Below are 22,425 nucleotides of genomic sequence, written 5' to 3' on the forward strand. Positions count from 1 at the left end.
AGGATAAATCATGAAAAAAACAAAAATTTTAGGAACAGCTCTTATTGGAGCTTTGCTTTTTAGTGGTTGTGCGCAAACAGCTTATACAGATGGAAAGGCAAGTCAGGTAAAAAAAGGCGATGCTTTAACCTTGGGTCTTGATAGACAAGATTTTGAAAGTGCAGCTGAAACTATGATAAATAGTATGTTAAGCGATCCTGCTTTTGCAAATATTAAACCAGGTACAAGAAAGGTTATTGCTATTGGTAGGGTTGTGAATGATACCCCGCAAAGAATCGATACTGAAAAACTCACCGCAAAAATCACTTCTGCATTAAGAAAATCAGGTAAATTTGTTCTAACTTCGGCAGTTGCTGCAGGCGGAGCGCTTGATAGCATGAGTGAAGATGTAAGAGAATTAAGAGATAATGATGAGTTTAATCAAAAAACCATAGCAAAAAAAGGGACATTGGTATCGCCTGATTTTTCTCTTGCGGGTAAAATTAGACAAGATAATGTAAAACTTAGCAATGGTAAAACTCAAGTAGAATACTTTTTCTTACTAAGACTTACTGATTTAACATCAGGTTTAGTTTATTGGGAAGATGAGCAAACTATTGATAAAACTGGTTCTAGTAAATCAGTTACTTGGTAAAATAAAAATTAATTTATGAATAAAATTTTTAGCTCAAGTGTTTAGCTTGAGCTTTTTTTATGATTTTTAAAAGGATATGAAATGAAAAAAATATTATTTATTGGCTCTTTAGTTATGGCAAGTTTACTTTATGCACAAGGTTCCCAGCCTGTAGAAATTACACAACAAGATATAAATACTCAAAATGAAATGTCTGATGCAAGTACTAAGGATATTACCCCAAAATCAATTGAAGATTTTTTTGAAGAATTTGCCGATAATTTCGGTATAGAATATGGTATAACCAAAGATGGAAAAACTTTTTATACGGGAAAAAGTACTGTTGCTGTAAATGATACTGATCCACAATTTGCACAAGCTTTACAAAATGCTTATCAAAAAGCAATGTTAAATTTACAAAGCGAATTTATAAGAGATGCTTTTGGAAGAATTGCTACAAGCAAGATTCAAAATTATGAAGCAGATAATTCTACTAATGCTAAGGAATTTGATGAATTGCCAAAAGGTGATAAGGTTGATCAAATTTTAAATAAACTTACACAATTAGCTGGTGCTCAGCTTGATAAGGCATTAAAAGATTTAGGTATAGATACAAATTCTTTAAGCGAAGACAGAAAAAAGACTTTATTAAAGCAAGAATTTCTTAATAAAACTATGACAAATGCCATAGGTTCTATGAGTGGACTTGTTCCTGTGCAAACTATAGTTACACAAAGAAGAGGTGAGTATGATGTAGGTGTTATTGCTGTTATTTCCAATAAAACTCGCCAATTAGCAAAAGATATGGCACTAGCAAGACAGAGTGCTATTAAGGGTAAAGGCAAGGCAATAAGTGAGTATCTGCCAAAAGATACAAAAGGCTTTTTAAATGAATATGGAATTCGCTTAGTTTATGATGAAAATGGTGCGCCTATTATTTTAAGTTATGGAAACTGGGGTTATGTAGCAGATCCTAGCAATGCTAAAAAAACAAATATTTTAGAAGATAGAGCCAAAGAAACAGCACTTACTATGGCTGATGCTGCTATTATAGAGTTTATTAATACAAATTTAAGTCTTAAAGATGAAAGAACAACTGGTGATACTTACGAGGAAATTATCAAACAAAGTATTAATGTTAATGATAGTTCCACTCAAGAACAAACTCAAAACATAACAAATATTATTGACAAAGTAAGTAGTAAAATAAAAGCAAGTGCAAGCGGTAAAATTCGTGGTATTCGTACTCTTAAAAAATGGAGCTATACAAGTGAAAATGGTATTGAATATGTAGGAGCTGTGAGATTTTATTCTTATGAAAATTTAGCTAACACAAATGAGGCTTTAAATTCAAAGTCAAATACAACAAAAAATGAAGCTAAAAAATCTTCTAGCATACAAAGAAGCTCTAATGTTGTAAATAGCATGGATGATTTTTAAAGGTAAAAGATGAAAATAATTAAAATTCTTTTTTTAGGCTTATTTTTAAGTCTAAGTCTTAATGCTAAAGTTATAACCACAACTTCAACAAAATCAAGCACAGGCGAAGGCACAGGCTTGACTAGGGAAGATGCGATAAACAATGCCATTATAGAAGCTATAGGAAAAATGAGCGGAGTAAGCATCAATTCTCTTAAGAAATCTAACACTAGCGTTTCAACTGATAATTCAGGTTCAAACATACAAGATAATTACAGCGAGCAAATTTCAAAAGCCACCAAAGGTAGAGCCGATACTTATGAAATCAATAGTGTTGAACAAGATGTAAATGGTAAATATACAGCCAATGTAACGATTTTTAAAACCACAACAACAAAAAAGTATCAAGCTCCAGGTTTAAGTGCAGATAATAGAAGAAGTATTACTGTTTTTGATTCTACTCCAGATGTTGCAAAAAGAGGTATAGGCTCAGCTTTGCAACAAAAAATCATTTCTGATTTATTGCAAAGTCGTAAATTTAATGTTTTAGACCGTGATTCTAGTGGCTATTATGAAATGGAAAAAGCTTTAATCAAAAGTGGCGACGCAGCTAGTGATGAAGTTTATAAACTTAAAAATGTGTTAGCAACAGATTATATTTTATTGTTTTCTATTTCAGGACTTGAAGGTAAGCAAAAAACAAGCAATTTAACAGGAAAAAGCAAAACTGAAATTGAAGTTATCGTAGATTATCGCGTGTTTTTATTTGCTACAAGACAAATTAAATTTTCTAATACTTTAAGTATGAAAGTTAGCATTAAAGACGATAGCCTTAGTGCCAATGAAGCTGCACTCAAACAAATTGCAAATCGTATTGCAGGAGATATTTTAAATGCAATTTATCCTTTGAAAGTTGCAAGCGTTGAAAACAATGAAGTAGTATTTTCTCAAAGCTTAAATCAAGGTGATATTTATGAATGTTTTGCTCTTGGGAAGGTTATAAAAGATGCTTATACAAAAGAAAATACAGGAAGAGTAGAAAGCAAAACAGGAAGTATTGAAATCACTCGCACAAGCCCTAAACTTTCTTATGCAAAAATCACAGAAGGTAGTGTAAAAGTAGGCGATATTTGTAGACCTTTAATTGGTAGCAATAGTGGAAATGGTTATACTATAGGTCGTGATGCAAATTATGAAACCCAAGAAGGTGGCGGAGTAAATCTAGGCTTTTAAATTTTTAGAGTTTGATTTTTCTCAAACTCTAAATCCTTTCTTAAATTCATCAAAAATTAAAGAAAAATTTTGTAAAATCAAAATTCTATTAAACCACTAAAGCTTTTAAATCCGTTATTGCGGTGCTTTATGGTACTACCAATTTATAAGGAAAAGCAATGTATGCTATTATCAAACACAGCGGAAAGCAATACAAAGTAAGTGTTGGCGATGAGCTAAAACTAGATCACTTTGAAGCTGAAAGCAAAGCAAGTATTGAAGTAAGCGAAGTTCTTGCTATCAATGATAAAGAATTAAAGGTAGGTGCGCCTTTCGTAGCAGGTGCAAAAGTTGTTTTAGAAGTGATCAATCACGGAAAAGATAAAAAAGTTGTGATTTACAAAAAAAGACGCAGAAAAGATTCTAAACTCAAACGCGGTTTTAGAAGACAATTTACTCGCGTTGTAGTAAAAGATATCAAAGCTTAAGGAGTAAAGAATGGCACACAAGAAAGGTCAAGGTTCAACTCAAAATAACCGCGATTCTATAGGTCGTCGTTTAGGTGTTAAAAAATTTGGTGGCGAGTTTGTTAGAGCTGGAAATATCATCATCCGCCAAAGAGGAACTGCAACTCATGCAGGTAACAATGTAGGTATGGGAAAAGATCATACTATCTTTGCTCTAATTGATGGTTTTGTAAAATTCGAAAGAAAAGACAAAGACAGAAAAAAAGTTTCTGTATATCCTGCATAAGTTTTCAGGACGCTTTTTTAGCGTCTTGAAAACTTTAAATTTATAAATTTAACTTCTTTTATTTACTCAAATTTAGCTTTATAAATTTAAAGTCAAAGGCAATTTAAATGTTTATTGATAGTGTTAAAATTACTTTAGCTTCAGGCGATGGCGGCAAAGGTGCTGTAAGTTTTCGCCGTGAAAAACATGTTCCACTTGGTGGCCCTGATGGAGGAGATGGTGGAAATGGTGGTGATATTATTTTCGTATGTGATAATAATACCCACACTCTTGTAAATTTCAAAGGCAAAAGAGAATTACGCGCACAAAATGGTGCTGGTGGAATGGGACGCAATAAAAATGGCAAAAAGGGTGAAAATTTAGAACTTATAGTGCCCGAAGGAACGCAAGTTATCGATGCGCAAACTAATGAAATTTTACTCGATCTTACCAAAGAAGGACAAAGAGAGCTTTTTTTAAAAGGTGGAAAAGGCGGACTTGGCAACACTCATTTTAAACACGCCACTAATCAACGCCCCGATTACGCACAACCTGGTATAAAAGGAGAAAGTCGCTTAGTCAGACTTGAGCTTAAACTTATTGCCGATGTAGGGCTTGTGGGCTTTCCAAATGTGGGAAAATCTACTCTTATAAGCATTGTTTCAAATGCAAAACCTGAAATTGCAAATTATGAATTTACCACCCTTACTCCAAAACTTGGACTCGTGGATGTAGATGAGTATAATTCCTTTGTTATGGCTGATATTCCAGGGATTATCGAAGGAGCAAGTGGGGGTAAAGGCTTAGGACTTGCCTTTTTAAAGCACATAGAAAGAACGAGCTTTTTACTTTTCGTGCTAGATCCTATGAGGCAAATGCCTTTAAAAGAACAATTTATAGTACTAAGAAAAGAACTTGAAAAATTTTCCAATGAACTTTTTGGGCGTAAATTTGGCATCATGATTTCAAAAAGTGATAGTGTTAGTTTAGGAGAAGAATTTGCCGAGCAAATTGCTTTAAACATTAATGAGTTAGAAAATTATCTCAAAGAAATAAATAATCCGCAAAGCTTTTTAATCAAAGTCTCAAGTCTTGAAAAAACAGGACTTAAAGAACTTAAATTCATGCTTTTAGAAGAAATTAAAACTTTAAGAAATAACAAATAAAAATTTTAACAATCTAGGAAGTGTTTTATATTAAAAGTTTCAAACACTCCCTATTTTTTCAAACAATAACTAGTTTATATGAAATTTTGGCTAAAATTATAAAAATTTTTCAAGGAATAAGCATGAAAAGAATAGTTGTTAAAGTGGGTTCTCATGTGATTAGTGAAGAAAACACTTTAAGTTTTGAGCGTCTTAAAAATTTAGTCGCATTTTTAGCTAAACTCATGGAAAAATATGAAGTGATTTTAGTAACTTCAGCAGCGATTTCAGCAGGACACACTAAACTAGATATTGATAGAAAAAACCTCATTAATAAACAAGTTTTAGCCGCTATTGGACAACCTTTTTTAATCAGTGTTTATAACGAGCTTTTAGCCAAATTTGGTAAACTAGGCGGACAAATTTTACTTACAGGCAAGGATTTTGACTCTAGAAAAGCTACCAAACACGCAAAAAATGCTATCGATATGATGATAAATTTAGGAATTTTGCCTATTATCAATGAAAATGACGCTACAGCTATAGAAGAAATTGTCTTTGGTGATAATGATAGCTTAAGTGCTTATGCTGCGCATTTTTTTGATGCGGATTTGCTTGTGATTTTAAGCGATATTGATGGATTTTATGATAAAAATCCTAGTGAATTTAGTGATGCAAAACGTTTAGAAAAAATCACTCATATCAAAGAAGAATGGCTACAAGCAACCATAAAAACAGGTAGTGAGCACGGAACGGGTGGTATAGTAACCAAACTTAAGGCAGCTAAATTTTTACTTGAACACAATAAAAAAATGTTTTTAGCAAGTGGATTTGATTTAAGTGCGGCAAAGACATTTTTATTAGAAGATAAACAGATAGGTGGAACTTTGTTTGAGTGATTAATTTATTAAATTCTCTTTTAAAATCAAATAAGTTATAATTAAAACTTTTAATTTCACACAAAGCGAAAAAATGAAAAAAATTATTTTTATGGGTACTCCATCTTATGCAACTTGTATTTTAAAAGCACTAGTAGAAAATGAAAATTTTAAACTCGTAGCACTTTTTACCCAGCCTGATAAAGCCGTAGGTAGAAAGCAAATTTTAACTCCAAGTGATACTAAGGCTTTTTTAAGTCAAAATTATCCTAGTATTCCTATTTTTACTCCAAGTTCTTTAAAAGATGAAAATATTATAAGAGAGATTAAGGATTTAAATCCTGATTTTATCGTGGTTGCTGCCTATGGAAAAATTTTACCTAAAGCCATTTTGGATTTAGCACCTTGTGTGAATTTGCATGCTTCTTTACTTCCAAAATACCGCGGTGCCAGTCCGATCCAAAGTGCGATTTTAAACAAAGATGAAAAAAGTGGAGTTTGCACCATGCTCATGGAAGAAGGGCTTGATACAGGTGCTATACTTGAAAGCTTAGAGTGTGATATAAAAGATAAAAATTCAAGTGAAGTTTTTGAACTTTTAGCAAATTTGGCCGCTAAGCTCATCCTCACTACTCTTTTAAATTTTGATAAAATCACCCCTAAAAAACAAGAGGAAAGTCTAGCAACACTTTGTAGAAAAATCAAAAAAGAAGATGGACTTATAAATTTGCAAAATGCAAGAGAACTTTATCAAAAATATCTAGCTTTTACTCCTTGGCCTGGAGTTTTTTTGGAAAATGGACTTAAATTCTTAGAGCTTGAACTTGTGGATGAATTAAAACAAAATGCTAAGATGGGTGAAATTTTAGAATTGGAAAAAGAAAGTTTTTTGCTTGCTTGCAAACAAGGAGTTTTGCGTATTAAAAAACTTCAAGAAAGTGGAAAAAAAGCTCTTGATGGTAGGACTTATTTAAATGGAAAAAGGCTTAAAAGTGAAGATAGTTTGTGTTGAAAGTATAGACTCAACTCATCTTTTTTTATGCAAGCAAATACGCAATGGAAAGATTGATGGAAATTTTGCTATTTATGCTTTAGAACAAACAAATGGAGTTGGAAGTAGGGAAAATTCTTGGCAGAGCTCTAAAGGAAATTTACATCTTTCTTTTTGTATTAAAGAAGAAGACTTGCCAAAAGATTTACCTTTAGCTTCTGTGAGTATTTATTTTGCTTATTTACTTAAAGAAGTTTTACAAGAAAAAGGTTCTAAAATTTGGCTTAAATGGCCTAACGATTTATATTTAGATGATAAAAAAGCTGGAGGGGTTATAAGTGCTAAAATTTCAAATTTTATCATAGGTGGTATGGGTTTAAATCTTAAATTTGCACCCCAAAATACAGCTTTTTGTGATATAGAAATTTCGCTTAAAGATTTAGTGAGTGAGTTTTTGCAAAAAGTAGAAAAAAAAAATTTATGGAAGAATATTTTTAGCAAGTATATGTTAGAATTTGAAAAATCAAGAAAATTTAGCGTCCATCATGAAGGTAAAGTTTTTTCACTTGAAAATTCTTTTTTGTATGAAGATGGTTCAATTTTACTAGGTGATAAAAGGGTGTATAGTTTAAGATGAGCGAAATTATTACAATAGCAAATCAAAAAGGTGGAGTAGGAAAGACTACAACAGCAGTAAATTTAGCTGCTTCTTTGGCTGTGGCTGAAAAAAAAGTACTTTTGATCGATGTTGATCCGCAAGCTAATGCGACTACAGGACTTGGTTTTAATCGTAATAATTATGAGTATAATATTTACCATGTTTTTATAGGAAGAAAAAAGCTTTCAGATATTATTTTAAAAACAGAATTGCCACAACTTCATTTAGCTCCTTCAAATATAGGTCTTGTAGGTATAGAACAAGAGCTTGCTAAAGGTGAAAATAATGAAAAAAAAATGCTGCTTAAAAATCAAATTCAAGAAGTGATTGATGAGTATGATTTTATTATTATTGATTCTCCACCTGCTCTTGGAAGTATTACTATAAATGCTTTTGCAGCAAGCGATAGTGTAATTATCCCTATACAGTGTGAATTTTATGCGCTTGAGGGTGTAGCTATGGTTTTAAATACAATTAAAATTATCAAAAAAACTATTAATTCTAAACTCAGGGTTCGTGGATTTTTACCGACAATGTATAGCTCTCAAAATAATCTTTCTAAAGATGTTGTAGATGATTTGAAACAAAATTTTAAAAAACAACTTTTTACTATTAATGGAAACGAAGATGACTTTATTGTGATCCCTCGCAATGTAAAGCTTGCAGAAAGTCCAAGTTTTGGAAAGCCTATAATTCTTTATGATATTAAATCGCCAGGTTCTGTTGCTTATCAAAATTTGGCGTATTCTATATTAGGATAATTATGATGGGGTTAAATAAAGATAGGGGTTTAAGCAGTTTAATCAGTGATATGGATACTGTTTATAGTAAAGAATTGGGTTTTGATAAAAATCAAAGCACTATGATAGAAATTGATCAAATTTCACCCAATCCATTTCAGCCAAGAAAGAATTTTGATCAAGAAGCTTTAGATGAGCTTGCTAATTCTATCAAAGAATTTGGGCTTATTCAGCCTATTATTGTATTTAAAAAAAATAGTAAATTTATTTTAATTGCTGGAGAACGTCGCTTAAGAGCGGTGAAAGCATTAGGAAAAAAAGAAATTCTAGCTTTTATTGCTGATATTGATGAGAATAAGCTTAGAGAATTGGCTCTTATTGAAAATATACAAAGAGAGAATTTAAACCCTATTGAGCTTGCTAATTCTTATAAGGATTTGATGCAAGTTCATAAAATTACTCAAGAGAATTTAGCAGAACTTATTCATAAGTCTCGTACTCAAATAACAAATACTTTAAGACTTCTGAATTTAGATATTAGAACTCAAGAGTTGATTGCTTCTGGAAAAATTTCTCAGGGTCATGCTAAAGTTTTAGTTGGTTTAGATCAAAAAGATGAAAAAATGTTGGTTGATAGTATAATAGGTCAAAAACTTAATGTTAGAGATACCGAAAAAATAGTTAAAAAAATAAAAAATAATGAAAGCTTACCTAATCAAGAATTTGAAGATGAAATAAAGAAATTAAAACACATACTAAATCGCTTTGGATTTGACTGCAAAAATAAAAATAATGATTTTGTAATTCATTTAGAAAATATTGATAAAATTAAAAAATTAATCAAAATGCTTGAAAAGTTTTAACCAAAATCTTAGCTTTTTTATGGTAGAATAGTCCTTCAAAAATTCTAACCAAGGAGAATTATGTTTGAAGATATGCATCCTTCCATAATGCTTGCTACTATGGCTATTTTTTTAGCTATGATAGTTATTTTAAATAGTATGCTGTATAAGCCGCTTTTAAAATTTATGGATGAAAGAAATGATTCTATAAAAAATGATGAGAATAAAGTAAAAGAAAATTCTCAAGAAGTTTTAGGTGTGAATGATGAACTAGAAGCTATTCATATTAACACTAGAGAAGAAATTCAAAAAATTAAACAAAGTGCTATAGCTGTTGCTAAAGAAGAGGCAGAGCAAATTCTTAGAAGCAAAAAAGAAGAATTAGAACGAAAAATGGCCAGCTTTTATGCAGATTTAGCTGTTCAAAGAAAAGAGTTGCAAGAACATTTAAACATACATTTACCTGAGCTTAAGCAGGCTTTGCAAAATAACATAAAGAAAATTTAAGAGGAGAGAAATGAGTAAGTTATTCTTTATTATATTTTTGCTACCTTTGTATGCCTTTGGTGCATCAAATGGTAGTGGAGAATATGATATTATTCCAAGGACTATTAATTTTCTAATTTTTGTGGCTATATTGTATTATTTTGTTGCAACTCCATTTAAAAATTTTTACAAAAACCGTATTGTAAAAATTTCTTCTAAGCTTGATGAAATTCAAAAAAAACTTTTAGAAAGTAAAGCTAAGAAATTAGATACGATGAAAAAACTTGAAGAAGCGAAAGCAAATGCTGCTGCTGCTTTAGTTACAGCAAAAAAAGAAGCTGAAATCTTAGTTCAAAATATTAAGAAAGAAACTCAAGATGAGTTGGATTTACTTCAAAAACATTTCGAGGAACAGAAAGATTATGAATTTAGAAAAATGGAAAAAGAATTAGTATCAAATACTTTAAACGAAATTTTTTCTGATCCAAATATGACATTAAAACAGAGTGAAATAATAGAACTTATGATGAAGAAGGTATCTTAAATATGGAGAATATAATTGCAAGAAGATATGCAAAAGCGATAGCTTCAAGAGCTGATATAAATGATTTTTATCAGAATTTGTGTATTTTAAATTCTGCTTTTGTTTTGCCGAAATTTAAAAATGTTATAGAATCTAACGAGATTAAAAAAGAAAGAAAAATGGAATTTCTTGATTCTTTTTTTGATATTAAAAATTCTAGTTTTCAAAATTTTTTAAGACTTTTGATTGAAAATTCAAGATTAGAATACATTCCTCAAATAGTTAAAGAACTTGAAAGACAAAAAGCTTTTAAAGAAAATATTTTTGTTGGTATTGTGTATTCTAAAGAAAAATTAAGTCAAGAAAATCTTAAAGATCTTGAAGTAAAACTTAACAAAAAATTTGATGCAAATATTAAATTAATCAATAAAATCAGTCAAGATGATAGTGTTAAAATAGAATTAGAAGAATTAGGTTATGAACTTTCTTTTTCTATGAAAGCTCTTCAAAATAAGCTAAACGAATATATATTGAAAATTATCTAAGGAGAAAAAGTAAATGAAATTTAAAGCTGATGAGATCAGTTCAATAATCAAAGAAAGAATTGAAAATTTTGATTTAAATCTTGAAATTGAAGAAACAGGAAAAATTATTTCTGTAGCTGATGGTGTTGCTAAGGTATATGGACTTAAGAATATTATGGCTGGAGAAATGGTAGAATTTGAAAATGGTGATAAAGGAATGGCCTTAAACCTTGAAGAGTCGAGTGTAGGTATTGTTATACTTGGAAAAGGAGAAGGTTTAAAAGAAGGTGCTTCTGTAAAAAGACTTAAGAAGTTACTTAAAGTTCCAGTAGGTGAGGCTTTGATTGGCCGTGTTGTAAATGCTTTAGGTGAGCCAATTGATGCTAAAGGTGTGATCAATGCTAATGAATATCGTTTTGTTGAAGAAAAAGCAAAAGGTATTATGGCGAGAAAAAGTGTTCATGAGCCTTTACATACAGGAATTAAAGCTATTGATGCACTTGTGCCAATTGGTCGTGGTCAAAGAGAGCTTATCATAGGCGATAGACAAACAGGTAAAACTACTGTTGCTGTTGATACTATTATATCTCAAAGAGGTCAAGGAGTTATCTGTATATATGTTGCAATTGGTCAAAAGCAAAGTACAGTGGCACAAGTGGTTAAAAGACTAGAAGAACATGGTGCTATGGAATATACTATTGTTGTAAATGCCGGCGCTTCAGATCCTGCGGCTTTACAGTACTTAGCTCCATATACTGGTGTAACCATGGGTGAATTTTTTAGAGACAACGCAAAACATGCTTTAATTGTTTATGATGATTTGAGCAAGCATGCTGTAGCTTATCGCGAAATGTCTTTGATTTTACGTCGTCCTCCAGGTCGTGAAGCTTATCCAGGCGATGTTTTTTACCTTCATTCAAGATTGCTTGAAAGAGCAAGCAAGCTAAATGATGAATTAGGTGCTGGTTCTTTGACGGCATTGCCGATAATTGAAACACAAGCAGGAGATGTTTCTGCTTATATTCCAACTAATGTTATTTCAATTACAGATGGACAAATTTTCTTAGAAACTGATTTATTTAACTCAGGAATTCGTCCTGCAATTAATGTTGGTTTATCAGTATCTCGTGTAGGTGGGGCTGCTCAAATTAAAGCTACAAAACAAGTTTCAGGCACATTAAGACTTGACCTTGCTCAATATAGAGAGCTTCAAGCTTTTGCACAATTTGCTAGTGATTTAGATGAGGCAAGTAGAAAACAACTTGAACGTGGACAAAGAATGGTTGAACTCTTAAAACAACCACCTTATTCTCCGCTTAGCGTTGAAAAACAAGTAGTTTTAATTTTTGCAGGAACCAAAGGTTTCTTAGATGATATTGCTGTTTCTAGAATTAAGGAATTTGAAGATGGAATTTATCCTTTTATTGAGGCAAAACATCCAGATATTTTTGAGCAAATTCGCTCTAAAAAAGCTTTAGATTCTGATTTGGAAGAAAAACTAGCTAAAGCCATTAATGAGTTTAAAGCAAATCATTTATAAGGTCTTTTATGTCTAATTTAAAAGAAATTAAAAGAAAAATTAAAAGTGTTCATAACACTCAAAAGACTACAAATGCTATGAAGCTAGTTTCTACTGCTAAGTTAAAAAAAGCAGAAGAAGCAGCTAAAAGATCAAAAATTTATGCACAAAAAATCGATGAAATTTTGAGTGAAATTTCATTTCAGATCAATAAAATTGTTCACAATGAAGATGATGTGCGTTTATCTTTGTTTCATAAAAAAGAACAAATTAAAACCGTAGATTTAATATTTATCACTGCAGATAAAGGCTTATGCGGTGGTTTTAATATTAAGACTTTAAAAACAGTAAGTGAAATGCTAAAAGAATATGAAGCAAAAAATATTAATATTCGTCTTAGAGCTATAGGTAAAACTGGGATTGAATATTTTAATTTTCAAAAAATAGAATTGTTAGAGAAATATTTCCATCTTAGTTCTAGTCCTGACTATGAGAAAGCATGTGAAGTAATTCATGCTGCTGTAGATGATTTTTTAAATGGAAATACAGATGAAGTGATTTTAGTTCATAATGGTTATAAAAATATGATTACCCAAGAACTTAAAATTAATCATCTTATTCCAGTTGAACCAAAGAGTATTGAACAGACTCATAATTCTCTTTTAGAGCTTGAACCGGAAGGAACTGAGCTTTTAGAAGATTTAATGAAAACGTATTTTGAGTATAATATGTATTATGCGTTAATCGATTCTTTGGCGGCAGAGCATAGCGCAAGAATGCAAGCTATGGATAATGCAACTAATAACGCAAAGGCAAGAGTGAAACAACTAAATTTAGCTTATAACAAAGCAAGACAAGAATCTATTACTACTGAGCTTATAGAAATTATCAGTGGTGTTGAATCAATGAAATAGTAAATTTTAAGGAGAAGATAAATAATGCAAGGATTTATTTCACAGGTATTAGGTCCGGTTGTTGATGTAGATTTTAACGACTATTTACCTCAAATTAATGAAGCAATTGTTGTAAATTTTGAAAGCGAAGGAAAAAAACATAAACTTGTTTTAGAAGTAGCAGCTCATTTAGGAGATAATAGAGTTAGAACTATTGCTATGGATATGACAGATGGTTTGGTAAGGGGCTTAAAAGCTGAGGCTTTAGGTGCTCCTATTAGTGTTCCTGTTGGTGAGAAAGTTTTAGGAAGAATTTTCAATGTTACTGGAGATTTGATCGATGAAGGTGAAGAAATTTCTTTTGATAAAAAATGGGCGATTCATAGAGATCCACCAGCTTTTGAAGATCAAAGCACAAAAAGTGAGATTTTTGAAACAGGGATTAAAGTTGTGGATTTACTTGCTCCTTATGCAAAAGGTGGTAAAGTAGGTCTTTTTGGCGGTGCAGGTGTTGGTAAGACTGTTATTATTATGGAGCTTATTCACAATGTTGCATTTAAGCATAGCGGCTATTCTGTATTTGCAGGTGTGGGTGAGAGAACTCGTGAAGGAAATGATCTTTATAATGAAATGAAAGAAAGCAATGTTTTAGACAAAGTTGCTCTATGTTATGGGCAAATGAATGAACCACCAGGGGCAAGAAATCGTATTGCTTTAACAGGTTTAACAATGGCTGAGTATTTTAGAGATGAAATGGGTCTTGATGTGCTTATGTTTATTGATAATATCTTTAGATTTTCACAATCAGGTTCTGAAATGTCAGCACTTTTAGGAAGAATTCCATCAGCTGTGGGTTATCAACCAACCTTAGCAAGTGAAATGGGTAAATTCCAAGAAAGAATTACTTCAACTAAAAAAGGCTCAATCACTTCAGTTCAAGCTGTTTACGTTCCAGCTGATGACTTAACCGACCCAGCTCCAGCAACTGTTTTTGCTCACTTAGATGCTACAACGGTTTTAAATAGAGCTATTGCTGAAAAGGGTATTTATCCTGCAGTTGACCCACTTGACTCAACTTCAAGAATGCTTGACCCAAATATCATTGGAGAAGAACATTATAAAGTTGCTCGTGGTGTTCAATCAGTGCTTCAAAAATACAAAGATTTACAAGATATCATCGCCATTTTAGGTATGGATGAGCTTAGCGAAGAGGATAAACTTGTAGTTGAAAGAGCGAGAAAGATTGAAAAATTCTTATCACAACCATTTTTCGTTGCAGAAGTTTTCACAGGTAGCCCAGGAAAATATATAAGCCTTGAAGATACAATAGCAGGATTTAAGGGAATTTTAGAAGGTAAATATGATCATTTACCAGAAAATGCTTTCTATATGGTTGGAAATATAGATGAAGCTATTGCAAAAGCGGATAAATTAAAAGGTTAATTTATGAACGATTTGATTAATTTCGAGATAGTTACGCCTTTGGGTGTAATCTATCAAGGAGAAGTAAAATCTGTTACTTTACCGGGTAGTGAAGGAGAATTTGGCGTGCTTAAAGGACATGCTGCTTTGGTTTCTTCTTTAAAATCTGGAGTAATTGATATTGAAAAAGCTGATTTAAATCATGAATTAATTGCTATTGATGCTGGGCATGCAAAGGTAGATGAAGATAAGATTTGCGTGCTAGCAAAGGGTGCGGTTTGGGTTTGCGGAAGTGATGAAAGTGAGATTGAAAAAAATCTTGCTCAAGCAAAAGATTTGATCAAATCTATGAGTTCTGATAATGCAGCTTTAGCGGCAACTTTTTCAAAACTTGATAATGCAAGGATGCATTAATGAATTTTGAAGCTATATTTCATTTTTTCAATAGTTCAAGTATTATTACTTATATAGTTTTATTATGGCTTTCTTTATATTTTATTTTAGCGTTTAGTATTTTGTTTGCTAGATTGACTTATTTGGCTACATGGAGAAATAAGGAAAAAGAAAGTTTAGAAACTTTGCTCTTGGGTGAGAAGGATTTAAGTCGTACTGATTCGATTTTAAGAAAATGCAATGATACAACTTCAAATCATTTAGAAATCTATAAAAATTTAGCAAGTCGTCGCGCTTCTGCTGGACTTACTTGGCTTAGTATTATTGCTTCAACTTCACCTTTTATAGGTCTTTTTGGGACAGTTATTTCTATACTTGAAACTTTTGGTGGGCTTGGAACTCAAAATTCTTTAAGTATCATAGCTCCTAAAATCAGCGAGGCTTTAGTTGCTACAGGTTGCGGTATTTTAGTGGCAATTCCTGCTTATACATTTCATCTCATCATTAAAAGAAAAGCTTTCGAACTTTTAAGCATTATTGATAGCGAGATTAAAGTTATAAGTTCGAGTAAATAAGGTTAAAAATGCCATTTGATGATGAAAAACCTGAACTTAATATCACACCTTTAGTGGATATTATGCTTGTATTGCTTGCGATTTTAATGGTAACAGCTCCAAGCATTACTTATGAAGAAAAAATTAATCTTCCACAAGGTAGTCAAAAAAATACTAGCGCTCCAACTGTTAAGAGTTTAATTATTAGTATTAATGCAAAAAAAGAAATTTTTTTAAATCAAGAAAAATACGATTTTATAAGTTTTGCTGACAATCTTGCTCAAAGAAAAGCACAATTTAATACCGAAGATCCAGTTTTTATACGCGCTGATAAAAGCTTAAAATATGACGATGTTATTTCAGTCTTAAGAAGTGTAAAAAATTTAGGATTTAATAAAGTTGCTTTACAGACTGAATAATCATGAAAAATTATGGTTTGAGTAATTTAAATTCGTTTTTACTTGCTTTAGTAATATATATTAGTATAGTAATTCTTGTTTTTTTTAGACTTGTAAGCGAGGTTGAATCTGCTATACAATATACCGATATAAAAGATAGTTTTGTAGATATTGAACTTGCTGAACCATCAAAACAAGTTATTACTCAAAGCAACACTCCTAAAGAAATACAAAAACCAACAGAGCAAATTGATATAGAAAAACTTTTTGCTCAGACTACAAATAAAACAGTTAAAACTGAAGATATTGACCAAAAGGCAAGTAATTTTAATGAGCTTTTTGGAAATATTAAAGAAATACAAGAAGAAAAGACTACAAAAATTCAATCAAGTGCTAAATCAGGAATTTCTAGTGCTCCAAAACCTCAAGCTTCCGAACTTGTAAAACAACTTAATGATAGTTTACTTCAAGAAGAAAGTTCAACGCAAGGCGAAAGCACAAAGGCGCAAAAGATTGGAATTTATGATGAATTTTTAGGGAAAGTTGTGCGTATTATCACTCAAAGATGGACTCAGTATTATCCAAATAGTGAAAAAATTTCTGTTAAGGTAAAAATTTTTATTGATGAAAATGGAAAATTTGGCTATACTTCAGTTGAAAAAAGTGGGAATCCTTTATATGATGCTAAAGTGGCTGAATTTTTAGAAAGTCAAAAAGGTAAATTTATTACTTATCCTCCGCAAAATAAAAATATAAGCATTACCATGAATTTAAGAGATGAAGCAAAAGTTAAAAATGATTAGGAGAAAAAAATGAAAAAAATTGTAGCAATTTTTTTAGTCTTTTTAGGAAGTCTTTGGGCAGAAGATCCAGTGATTGATGTTGTTAATTCTGGTGTAGTTTTACCAAAGATTATTGTTAAAGATAATTCAAATTTAAGTGATGAGAATTTAAAGAAAAGCTTTTATAATATCATTGTGAACGATTTGAAAGTAAGTTCAAACTTTGAAGTTGTTGCTAATGCAACTGAGACAAGTAATTATACTTTTGAATACGCTTTAAATAAAAATGGTAACACTTTGAGTTTAAATGTAAAAATAAAAGCTGGCGGTTCTGATAAGTCAGAGCAAACTTATACTTTAAATGGTTTAGAGCAATATCCATTTTTGGCACATAAAAGCGTCAAAGCTTCTGTAAATGCGTTAGGACTTGCACCTGTTGATTGGATGGATCATAAAATTTTGATCGCGAGAAATTCTAGCTCTAAGAAAAGTCAAATTATTATGGCTGATTATACTTTAACTTATCAAAAAGTTATTGTTGATGGTGGGCTTAATTTATTTCCAAAATGGGGAAATAAAGAACAAACTCTATTTTATTATACAGCTTATGATCATGATAAGCCAACTTTATACCGTTATGATTTAAATACCAATAAAGCTAGTAAAATTTTATCAAGCGGCGGTATGGTTGTAGCAAGTGATGTGAGTGTAGATGGAAGTAAACTACTTGTTACCATGGCTCCAAAAGATCAGCCTGATGTTTATTTATATGACTTAAATACCAAAAATCTAACACAATTAACTAATTATTCTGGTATTGATGTTAATGGAAATTTTATTGGCTCAGATGATAGTAAAGTGGTATTTGTAAGCGATCGTTTAGGATATCCTAATATTTTTATGCAAGATTTAAATAGCAATAGTGCTGAACAAGTTGTTTTTCATGGTAGAAACAATTCGGCTGTTTCGACTTATAAAGATTTTTTGGTTTACTCAAGTCGTGAACCAAATCAAGCAGGTGTTTTTAATATTTATTTGATGTCAATTAATAGTGATTATATTCGTCAACTTACAGCAAATGGAAAAAATTTATTTCCAAGATTTTCTAGTGACGGTGGAAGTATAGTATTTATTAAATATTTAGGTGCGCAAAGTGCTTTAGGTGTTATTCGTGTAAATGCAAATAAGACTTTTTATTTTCCTCTTAGGGTTGGAAAAATTCAATCAATTGATTGGTAAAAATTTCAATTTTAGGTTAAAATTAATTAAAAATTAGATATAATAGTAAGAATTTATTAACTTTGAAAGGTCATAAATGAAAAAAATTCTTTTTACTTCAATTGCAGCTCTTGCAGTTGTTATTAGTGGTTGTAGCACAAAAAGCACTAGCGTAAGCGGTGATAGTAGTGTTGATTCAAATCGTGGTTCAGGTGGAAGTGATGGTTGGGATATTGATTCAAAAATTTCTCAACTTAATGATACTTTAAATAAAGTATATTTTGATTTTGATAAATTCAACATTCGTCCTGATATGCAAAATGTTGTAAGCACGAATGCTAATATCTTTAACACTGAAGTAAGCGGTGTAAGTATTACTGTTGAAGGAAACTGCGATGAGTGGGGAACTGATGAATATAACCAAGCTCTAGGTTTAAAAAGAGCAAAAGCTGTAAAAGAAGCTTTAATCGCTAAAGGTGTAAATGCTGATAGAATTGCTGTTAAAAGCTATGGAGAAACAAATCCTGTGTGCACTGAAAAAACTAAAGCTTGCGATGCGCAAAACAGACGTGCTGAATTTAAATTATCAAGATAATTAATGAAAAAAATATTCACAGTAGCTCTTCTTGGAGCTACTTTACTTTATGCAGAAAGCTCAGCTTTTGGTGCAGGAGATATAACAAGCAATTCTTCTTATGGTTTAACTTCAAATGAAAAATTATTTAAAGAAAAGTTAGATAATTTAAATAATGAAAATATACAAACAAATGCTAGAATTAATGAAATTAACGAAAGAATCGAGGGTTTACAAAGCACTTTAGAAGGTATAAATTCTCAATATGCTAAATCAAATTCTAGATTAAGTCAAGTTGAAGAGAATAATCAAAATATTGAAAATAATTTTACTAGTGAAATTCAAAAATTAAAGGCTTATGTTGAAGAAAGTAGAAAAATTCAAGAAGCTAATAATAAGCAAGTAAAAAAAGTTTTAGCCGAACTTAGTTCTTTAGTAGATGCTATTAATGCAAATTATGTTTCTAAAAACGAATTAAATGATGCAAATTTAAGCGTTAAAGCTACTACACCTAGTGTTGTTGTTTCAACTACAGATTCAAACAGTACTATTGAAAACAATAATGCTCAAAATACCCAAGATGATAAAGTAAAACAAATTGATGAATCTTGGAAAAAGAAAAAAAATAATGAAATTTTAGAATTAGCGATAAAAGATGTTGATAAAAATGCTTTTGAAGATTCCAAAGCAAAATTAAATTTTCTCATAACAAAGCAGTATAAACCCGCAAGAGCAAATTTTTGGTTAGGGGAGATCGAGTATAAACAAAAAAATTATAACAATGCTATTGTTTATTATAAAAAAAGTTCTTCTTTGAGTACAAAAGGGGATTATTTCCCAAAACTTTTATATCATACTGCCATTTCATTGGATAAAACAGGTGATACAAAAACAGCAAATGGTTTTTATAAAGCTTTAAAAACTAATTATCCAAATTCACCCGAAGCAAAAGCTTCACCCAATAGAAAATAAATTAAGGAGATAAAATGGCTATAGAAAAAAATAGTGTAGTTTCAATGTTTTATGAGTTAAAAGACGCAAATACAAATGAAGTTTTAGAATCAAATTTATATTCTCAACCTATTTCTTTTATTTTAGGCAAAGGTCAGATTTTAGAAAGCTTAGAAGAAGAAGTGATGAAGCTTGATTGTCCTAGCAATGCTGATGTGGTAATTAAAAAAGAAAAAGGTTTAGGCGAATACGATGAAAATGCCGTTCAAACTTTACCAAAAGAGCAATTTGCAGGTATTGATTTAAAGGTAGGTATGGAGCTTTTTGGCGAAGGTGAAAATGGCGAAACTGTTCGTGTAACTGTAAAAGAAATTAGTGAAAATGATGTGACAATTGATTATAATCACCCTTATGCGGGTCGTGATTTGCTTTTTTCTTTAAATATCGTAGATGCTAGAGCTGCAAGTGAAGATGAAATTCTTACAGGTATTATCGCAGGAAGTCATAGTTGTGGTTGTGGAAGCGGACATGGACACGATCATAATCACGGACACGGTGGCGGCGGTTGCTGTGGTGGCGGCGGTTGCGGTTGTCATTAATGAAGACCGCGTTTATATTTCCAGGTCAAGGCTCACAAAGTCTTGGCATGGGAAAAGATTTTTATGAAAACTCTATAAAAGCCAAAGAACTCCTTCAAAACGCAAGTGATTTTTGTAAGATTGATTTTAAACATTTGCTTTTTGAAGAAAACGAAAAACTCAATCAAAGTGAATTTACTCAACCCGCCATCGTTTTAAATTCCTTAATGGCTTATAGTGTTTTACTTGAAAAAAAACCTGATTTAAGTTCGAAATTTGCTTTAGGGCATTCTTTGGGAGAATTTTCAGCCTTAGCTGTCAATGGTGCTTTTGATTTTTTAGAGGCTCTTTCTTTGGTCAATAAAAGAGGGCTTTTTATGCAAGAAGATTGTGTAAAAGTTGAAGCGGGTATGATGGTTGTTTTAGGGCTTGATGATGAAAAGGTTGAAGAGCTTTGTCAAAAAGCACAAAAAGAAAACAAGCAAATTTTCGCTGCAAATTATAACTGCGATGGACAAATCGTTGTAGCAGGTTTAAAACCTGATTTAGCAAGTTATGAAAGTGTATTTAAAGAAGCAGGAGCTAAAAGAGCTATGCTTTTAAATATGAGCGTGGCAAGTCATTGTCCTCTTTTGGAAAATGCTTCAGCTAAGCTTTGTGTGGAGCTTGAAAAGGTGTTAAAACCAAATTTTAAAGCCGTAATTTCTAATGCAAATGCCAAAATTTATACAAGCAAAGAAGAAGCCCTTGAGCTTTTAAAAGCACAACTTATCTCTCCTGTGCTTTATAAACAAAGCATTAAGGCATGTGAAAATGAAGTAGATTATTTCATAGAATTTGGCGCAAGTGTGCTTAAGGGTTTGAATAAAAAAATCACTTCAAAAGAAACTTATGCTTTAACAAATATGAATGATATTGATGAATTTTTAAAGGTTATATGATGAAAATAGCAATTTTAGGAGCCATGAGTGAAGAAATCACTCCTTTGCTTGAAACACTTAAAGATTATACAAAAATAGAACACGCTAATAATACTTATTATTTTGCAAAGTATAAAAATCATGAACTTGTTTTAGCGTATTCTAAAATCGGCAAGGTAAATTCTACTCTTAGTGCTAGTGTGATGATAGAAAAATTTGGCGCACAAGCTTTGCTTTTTACAGGAGTTGCAGGTGCTTTTAATCCTGAACTTGAAATTGGTGATTTGCTTTACGCAACAAAATTAGCTCAATACGATCTTGATATTACCGCTTTTGGGCATCCTTTGGGTTTTGTTCCAGGTAATGAAATTTTTATCAAAACCGATGAGAAATTAAACAATCTTGCTTTAGAAGTTGCTAAGGAATTAAATATCAAACTTCGTGCAGGTATTATTGCAACGGGTGATGAGTTTATTTGCGATGAAGCAAAAAAAGCAAAAATTAGAGAAATTTTCAATGCGGATGCTTGTGAAATGGAAGGCGCAAGTGTGGCTTTGGTTTGTGATGCTTTAAAGGTGCCTTGTTTTATCTTAAGAGCTATGAGTGATAAAGCAGGGGAAAAGGCTGAATTTGATTTTGATGAATTTGTGATCAATTCAGCTAAAATTTCAGCCAATTTTGTGCTTAAAATGTGCGAGAAATTATGATAAATCTTAGCAAAAAACTCATACGCCAAGTTGCACAAGCTAATGCTAAATTTGGACTTATTAAAGATGGAGATAGGGTTCTTTTAGGGCTTAGTGGCGGGAAAGATTCTTTGGCTTTAGCCCATCTTTTAAATCGTATGCAAGCTCATGCTCCTTTTAAATTTGAACTTGAAGCGGTAACTTTGAGTTATGGCATGGGCGAGGATTATTCTCATCTTCATGCACATTGTGAAGAACACGGCATTAAACATAGCGTGCTTGATTCAAATATTTATGAAGTTTCAGGTGATACCATAAGAGAAAATTCAAGTTTTTGTAGTTATTTTTCGAGAATGCGTCGTGGAGCTTTATATACTTACGCTCTTGAAAAAGGTTTTAACAAGCTTGCTATAGCCCATCATTTAGATGATGCAGCAGAAAGCTTTTTTATGAATTTTATTCATAATGGAGCTTTAAGAACCTTAGCGCCTATTTATCAAAGCAAACGCGGTGTAATTGTGATACGCCCTTTGATTTTTGTGCGAGAAAGACAGCTTAGGGATAATGCTACACAAAATGAACTTAGCGTGATAGGAAATGAATTTTGTCCTGGTATGAAACTCAGCGAAAAAAATGTAAAATTCCCCCACGCTAGAGAAGAAGCTAAACAGCTTTTAGCAAATTTAGAAAAAGATCATCCTAAGCTTTTTACAAGTTTAAAAACCGCTTTTGCCAATTTACACACGGAGAGTTTTTGGCTTCAAAAGGCATAAA

General features: G+C 31.6%; 28 protein-coding genes. All 28 read left to right on the top strand.

Annotation, left to right across the window (positions count from 1 at the left end):
* The first annotated feature begins 10 nt into the window (after positions 1-10).
* The 28 genes from lpoB (at position 11) to AJ939_RS09140 (ending at position 22,424) form a co-directional block, all read left to right on the top strand.
* Entirely contained in the window at positions 11-634 is a 624-nt protein-coding gene (gene lpoB / locus AJ939_RS09005) for a penicillin-binding protein activator LpoB (RefSeq protein ID WP_002851945.1), read from the top strand.
* An 81-nt stretch (positions 635-715) separates the two neighbouring features.
* Entirely contained in the window at positions 716-2,053 is a 1,338-nt protein-coding gene (locus AJ939_RS09010) for a DUF6844 domain-containing protein (protein WP_070233960.1), read from the top strand.
* A gap of 9 nt (positions 2,054-2,062) precedes the next feature.
* Positions 2,063-3,265, top strand: a complete 1,203-nt coding sequence (locus tag AJ939_RS09015) for a CsgG/HfaB family protein (protein WP_070233957.1) — start codon at positions 2,063-2,065, stop codon at positions 3,263-3,265.
* 158 nt (positions 3,266-3,423) lie between these two features.
* Complete coding sequence (rplU, locus tag AJ939_RS09020) at positions 3,424-3,732, top strand: 50S ribosomal protein L21 (RefSeq protein WP_002778820.1); 309 nt, start codon at positions 3,424-3,426, stop codon at positions 3,730-3,732.
* A 10-nt stretch (positions 3,733-3,742) separates the two neighbouring features.
* Complete coding sequence (rpmA, locus tag AJ939_RS09025; RefSeq protein ID WP_002800974.1) at positions 3,743-3,997, top strand: 50S ribosomal protein L27; 255 nt, start codon at positions 3,743-3,745, stop codon at positions 3,995-3,997.
* Positions 3,998-4,104: 107 nt separating this feature from the next.
* Entirely contained in the window at positions 4,105-5,142 is a 1,038-nt protein-coding gene (gene obgE, locus AJ939_RS09030) for a GTPase ObgE (protein ID WP_044779370.1), read from the top strand.
* 122 nt (positions 5,143-5,264) lie between these two features.
* Entirely contained in the window at positions 5,265-6,020 is a 756-nt protein-coding gene (gene proB, locus AJ939_RS09035) for a glutamate 5-kinase (RefSeq protein WP_044779371.1), read from the top strand.
* Between the two features lie 73 nt (positions 6,021-6,093).
* Complete coding sequence (gene fmt, locus AJ939_RS09040) at positions 6,094-7,011, top strand: methionyl-tRNA formyltransferase (RefSeq protein WP_044779372.1); 918 nt, start codon at positions 6,094-6,096, stop codon at positions 7,009-7,011.
* Positions 6,974-7,627: a biotin--[acetyl-CoA-carboxylase] ligase gene (locus AJ939_RS09045; protein ID WP_002881382.1), complete on the top strand. Its 654-nt coding sequence runs from the start codon at positions 6,974-6,976 to the stop codon at positions 7,625-7,627. Before fmt ends, AJ939_RS09045 begins: the two co-directional genes overlap by 38 nt.
* Complete coding sequence (locus AJ939_RS09050) at positions 7,624-8,409, top strand: ParA family protein (RefSeq protein ID WP_002851697.1); 786 nt, start codon at positions 7,624-7,626, stop codon at positions 8,407-8,409. Before AJ939_RS09045 ends, AJ939_RS09050 begins: the two co-directional genes overlap by 4 nt.
* 5 nt (positions 8,410-8,414) lie before the next feature.
* On the top strand, positions 8,415-9,251 hold the full coding sequence (locus AJ939_RS09055) for a ParB/RepB/Spo0J family partition protein (RefSeq protein WP_044779401.1): 837 nt from the start codon (positions 8,415-8,417) through the stop codon (positions 9,249-9,251).
* Positions 9,252-9,311: 60 nt separating this feature from the next.
* Positions 9,312-9,737: a FoF1 ATP synthase subunit B' gene (locus tag AJ939_RS09060; protein WP_044779373.1), complete on the top strand. Its 426-nt coding sequence runs from the start codon at positions 9,312-9,314 to the stop codon at positions 9,735-9,737.
* A gap of 10 nt (positions 9,738-9,747) precedes the next feature.
* The gene (locus AJ939_RS09065) at positions 9,748-10,260 is read left to right on the top strand and encodes a F0F1 ATP synthase subunit B (protein WP_044779374.1); all 513 of its coding nucleotides are present in this window, start codon (positions 9,748-9,750) and stop codon (positions 10,258-10,260) included.
* Between the two features lie 2 nt (positions 10,261-10,262).
* The gene (locus AJ939_RS09070; protein WP_070233955.1) at positions 10,263-10,784 is read left to right on the top strand and encodes a F0F1 ATP synthase subunit delta; all 522 of its coding nucleotides are present in this window, start codon (positions 10,263-10,265) and stop codon (positions 10,782-10,784) included.
* Positions 10,785-10,797: 13 nt separating this feature from the next.
* Complete coding sequence (atpA, locus tag AJ939_RS09075; protein ID WP_002851836.1) at positions 10,798-12,303, top strand: F0F1 ATP synthase subunit alpha; 1,506 nt, start codon at positions 10,798-10,800, stop codon at positions 12,301-12,303.
* Positions 12,304-12,311: 8 nt separating this feature from the next.
* Positions 12,312-13,196 (top strand): ATP synthase F1 subunit gamma, encoded by an 885-nt coding sequence (gene atpG, locus AJ939_RS09080; RefSeq protein WP_002860587.1) that lies wholly within the window; start codon positions 12,312-12,314, stop codon positions 13,194-13,196.
* Between the two features lie 24 nt (positions 13,197-13,220).
* On the top strand, positions 13,221-14,618 hold the full coding sequence (atpD, locus tag AJ939_RS09085; protein WP_002852005.1) for a F0F1 ATP synthase subunit beta: 1,398 nt from the start codon (positions 13,221-13,223) through the stop codon (positions 14,616-14,618).
* A 3-nt stretch (positions 14,619-14,621) separates the two neighbouring features.
* A complete protein-coding gene (gene atpC, locus AJ939_RS09090; protein WP_002851752.1) occupies positions 14,622-15,011 on the top strand; it encodes an ATP synthase F1 subunit epsilon in 390 nt (129 codons plus the stop codon).
* Positions 15,011-15,565, top strand: coding sequence for a MotA/TolQ/ExbB proton channel family protein (locus AJ939_RS09095; protein ID WP_002854361.1), 555 nt, complete (start codon positions 15,011-15,013; stop codon positions 15,563-15,565). Before atpC ends, AJ939_RS09095 begins: the two co-directional genes overlap by 1 nt.
* Before the next feature lie 8 nt (positions 15,566-15,573).
* Entirely contained in the window at positions 15,574-15,963 is a 390-nt protein-coding gene (locus AJ939_RS09100; protein WP_002866730.1) for an ExbD/TolR family protein, read from the top strand.
* Between the two features lie 2 nt (positions 15,964-15,965).
* Entirely contained in the window at positions 15,966-16,745 is a 780-nt protein-coding gene (locus tag AJ939_RS09105; RefSeq protein WP_070276135.1) for a TonB C-terminal domain-containing protein, read from the top strand.
* 9 nt (positions 16,746-16,754) lie between these two features.
* Positions 16,755-17,963, top strand: a complete 1,209-nt coding sequence (gene tolB, locus AJ939_RS09110) for a Tol-Pal system protein TolB (RefSeq protein WP_002860943.1) — start codon at positions 16,755-16,757, stop codon at positions 17,961-17,963.
* Positions 17,964-18,039: 76 nt separating this feature from the next.
* Positions 18,040-18,537 carry a peptidoglycan-associated lipoprotein Pal gene (pal, locus tag AJ939_RS09115; protein ID WP_002851617.1) on the top strand — a complete coding sequence of 166 codons (498 nt, stop codon included), beginning with the start codon at positions 18,040-18,042 and terminating at the stop codon, positions 18,535-18,537.
* 3 nt (positions 18,538-18,540) lie between these two features.
* A complete protein-coding gene (locus AJ939_RS09120; RefSeq protein WP_070276136.1) occupies positions 18,541-19,488 on the top strand; it encodes a tetratricopeptide repeat protein in 948 nt (315 codons plus the stop codon).
* 14 nt (positions 19,489-19,502) lie between these two features.
* Complete coding sequence (locus tag AJ939_RS09125) at positions 19,503-20,066, top strand: peptidylprolyl isomerase (protein ID WP_070233950.1); 564 nt, start codon at positions 19,503-19,505, stop codon at positions 20,064-20,066.
* Positions 20,067-20,113: 47 nt separating this feature from the next.
* The gene (locus AJ939_RS09130; RefSeq protein ID WP_230099754.1) at positions 20,114-20,986 is read left to right on the top strand and encodes an ACP S-malonyltransferase; all 873 of its coding nucleotides are present in this window, start codon (positions 20,114-20,116) and stop codon (positions 20,984-20,986) included.
* Positions 20,983-21,672 carry an aminodeoxyfutalosine nucleosidase gene (gene pfs / locus AJ939_RS09135; RefSeq protein WP_002859787.1) on the top strand — a complete coding sequence of 230 codons (690 nt, stop codon included), beginning with the start codon at positions 20,983-20,985 and terminating at the stop codon, positions 21,670-21,672. The genes AJ939_RS09130 and pfs overlap by 4 nt, the downstream gene beginning before the upstream one ends.
* Positions 21,669-22,424: a tRNA 2-thiocytidine(32) synthetase TtcA gene (locus tag AJ939_RS09140; protein WP_002860947.1), complete on the top strand. Its 756-nt coding sequence runs from the start codon at positions 21,669-21,671 to the stop codon at positions 22,422-22,424. Before pfs ends, AJ939_RS09140 begins: the two co-directional genes overlap by 4 nt.
* The last annotated feature ends 1 nt before the right edge of the window (position 22,425 follow it).

The sequence above is a fragment of the Campylobacter sp. BCW_6889 genome (genome assembly GCF_001762535.1).
GTDB lineage: Bacteria > Campylobacterota > Campylobacteria > Campylobacterales > Campylobacteraceae > Campylobacter_D > Campylobacter_D jejuni.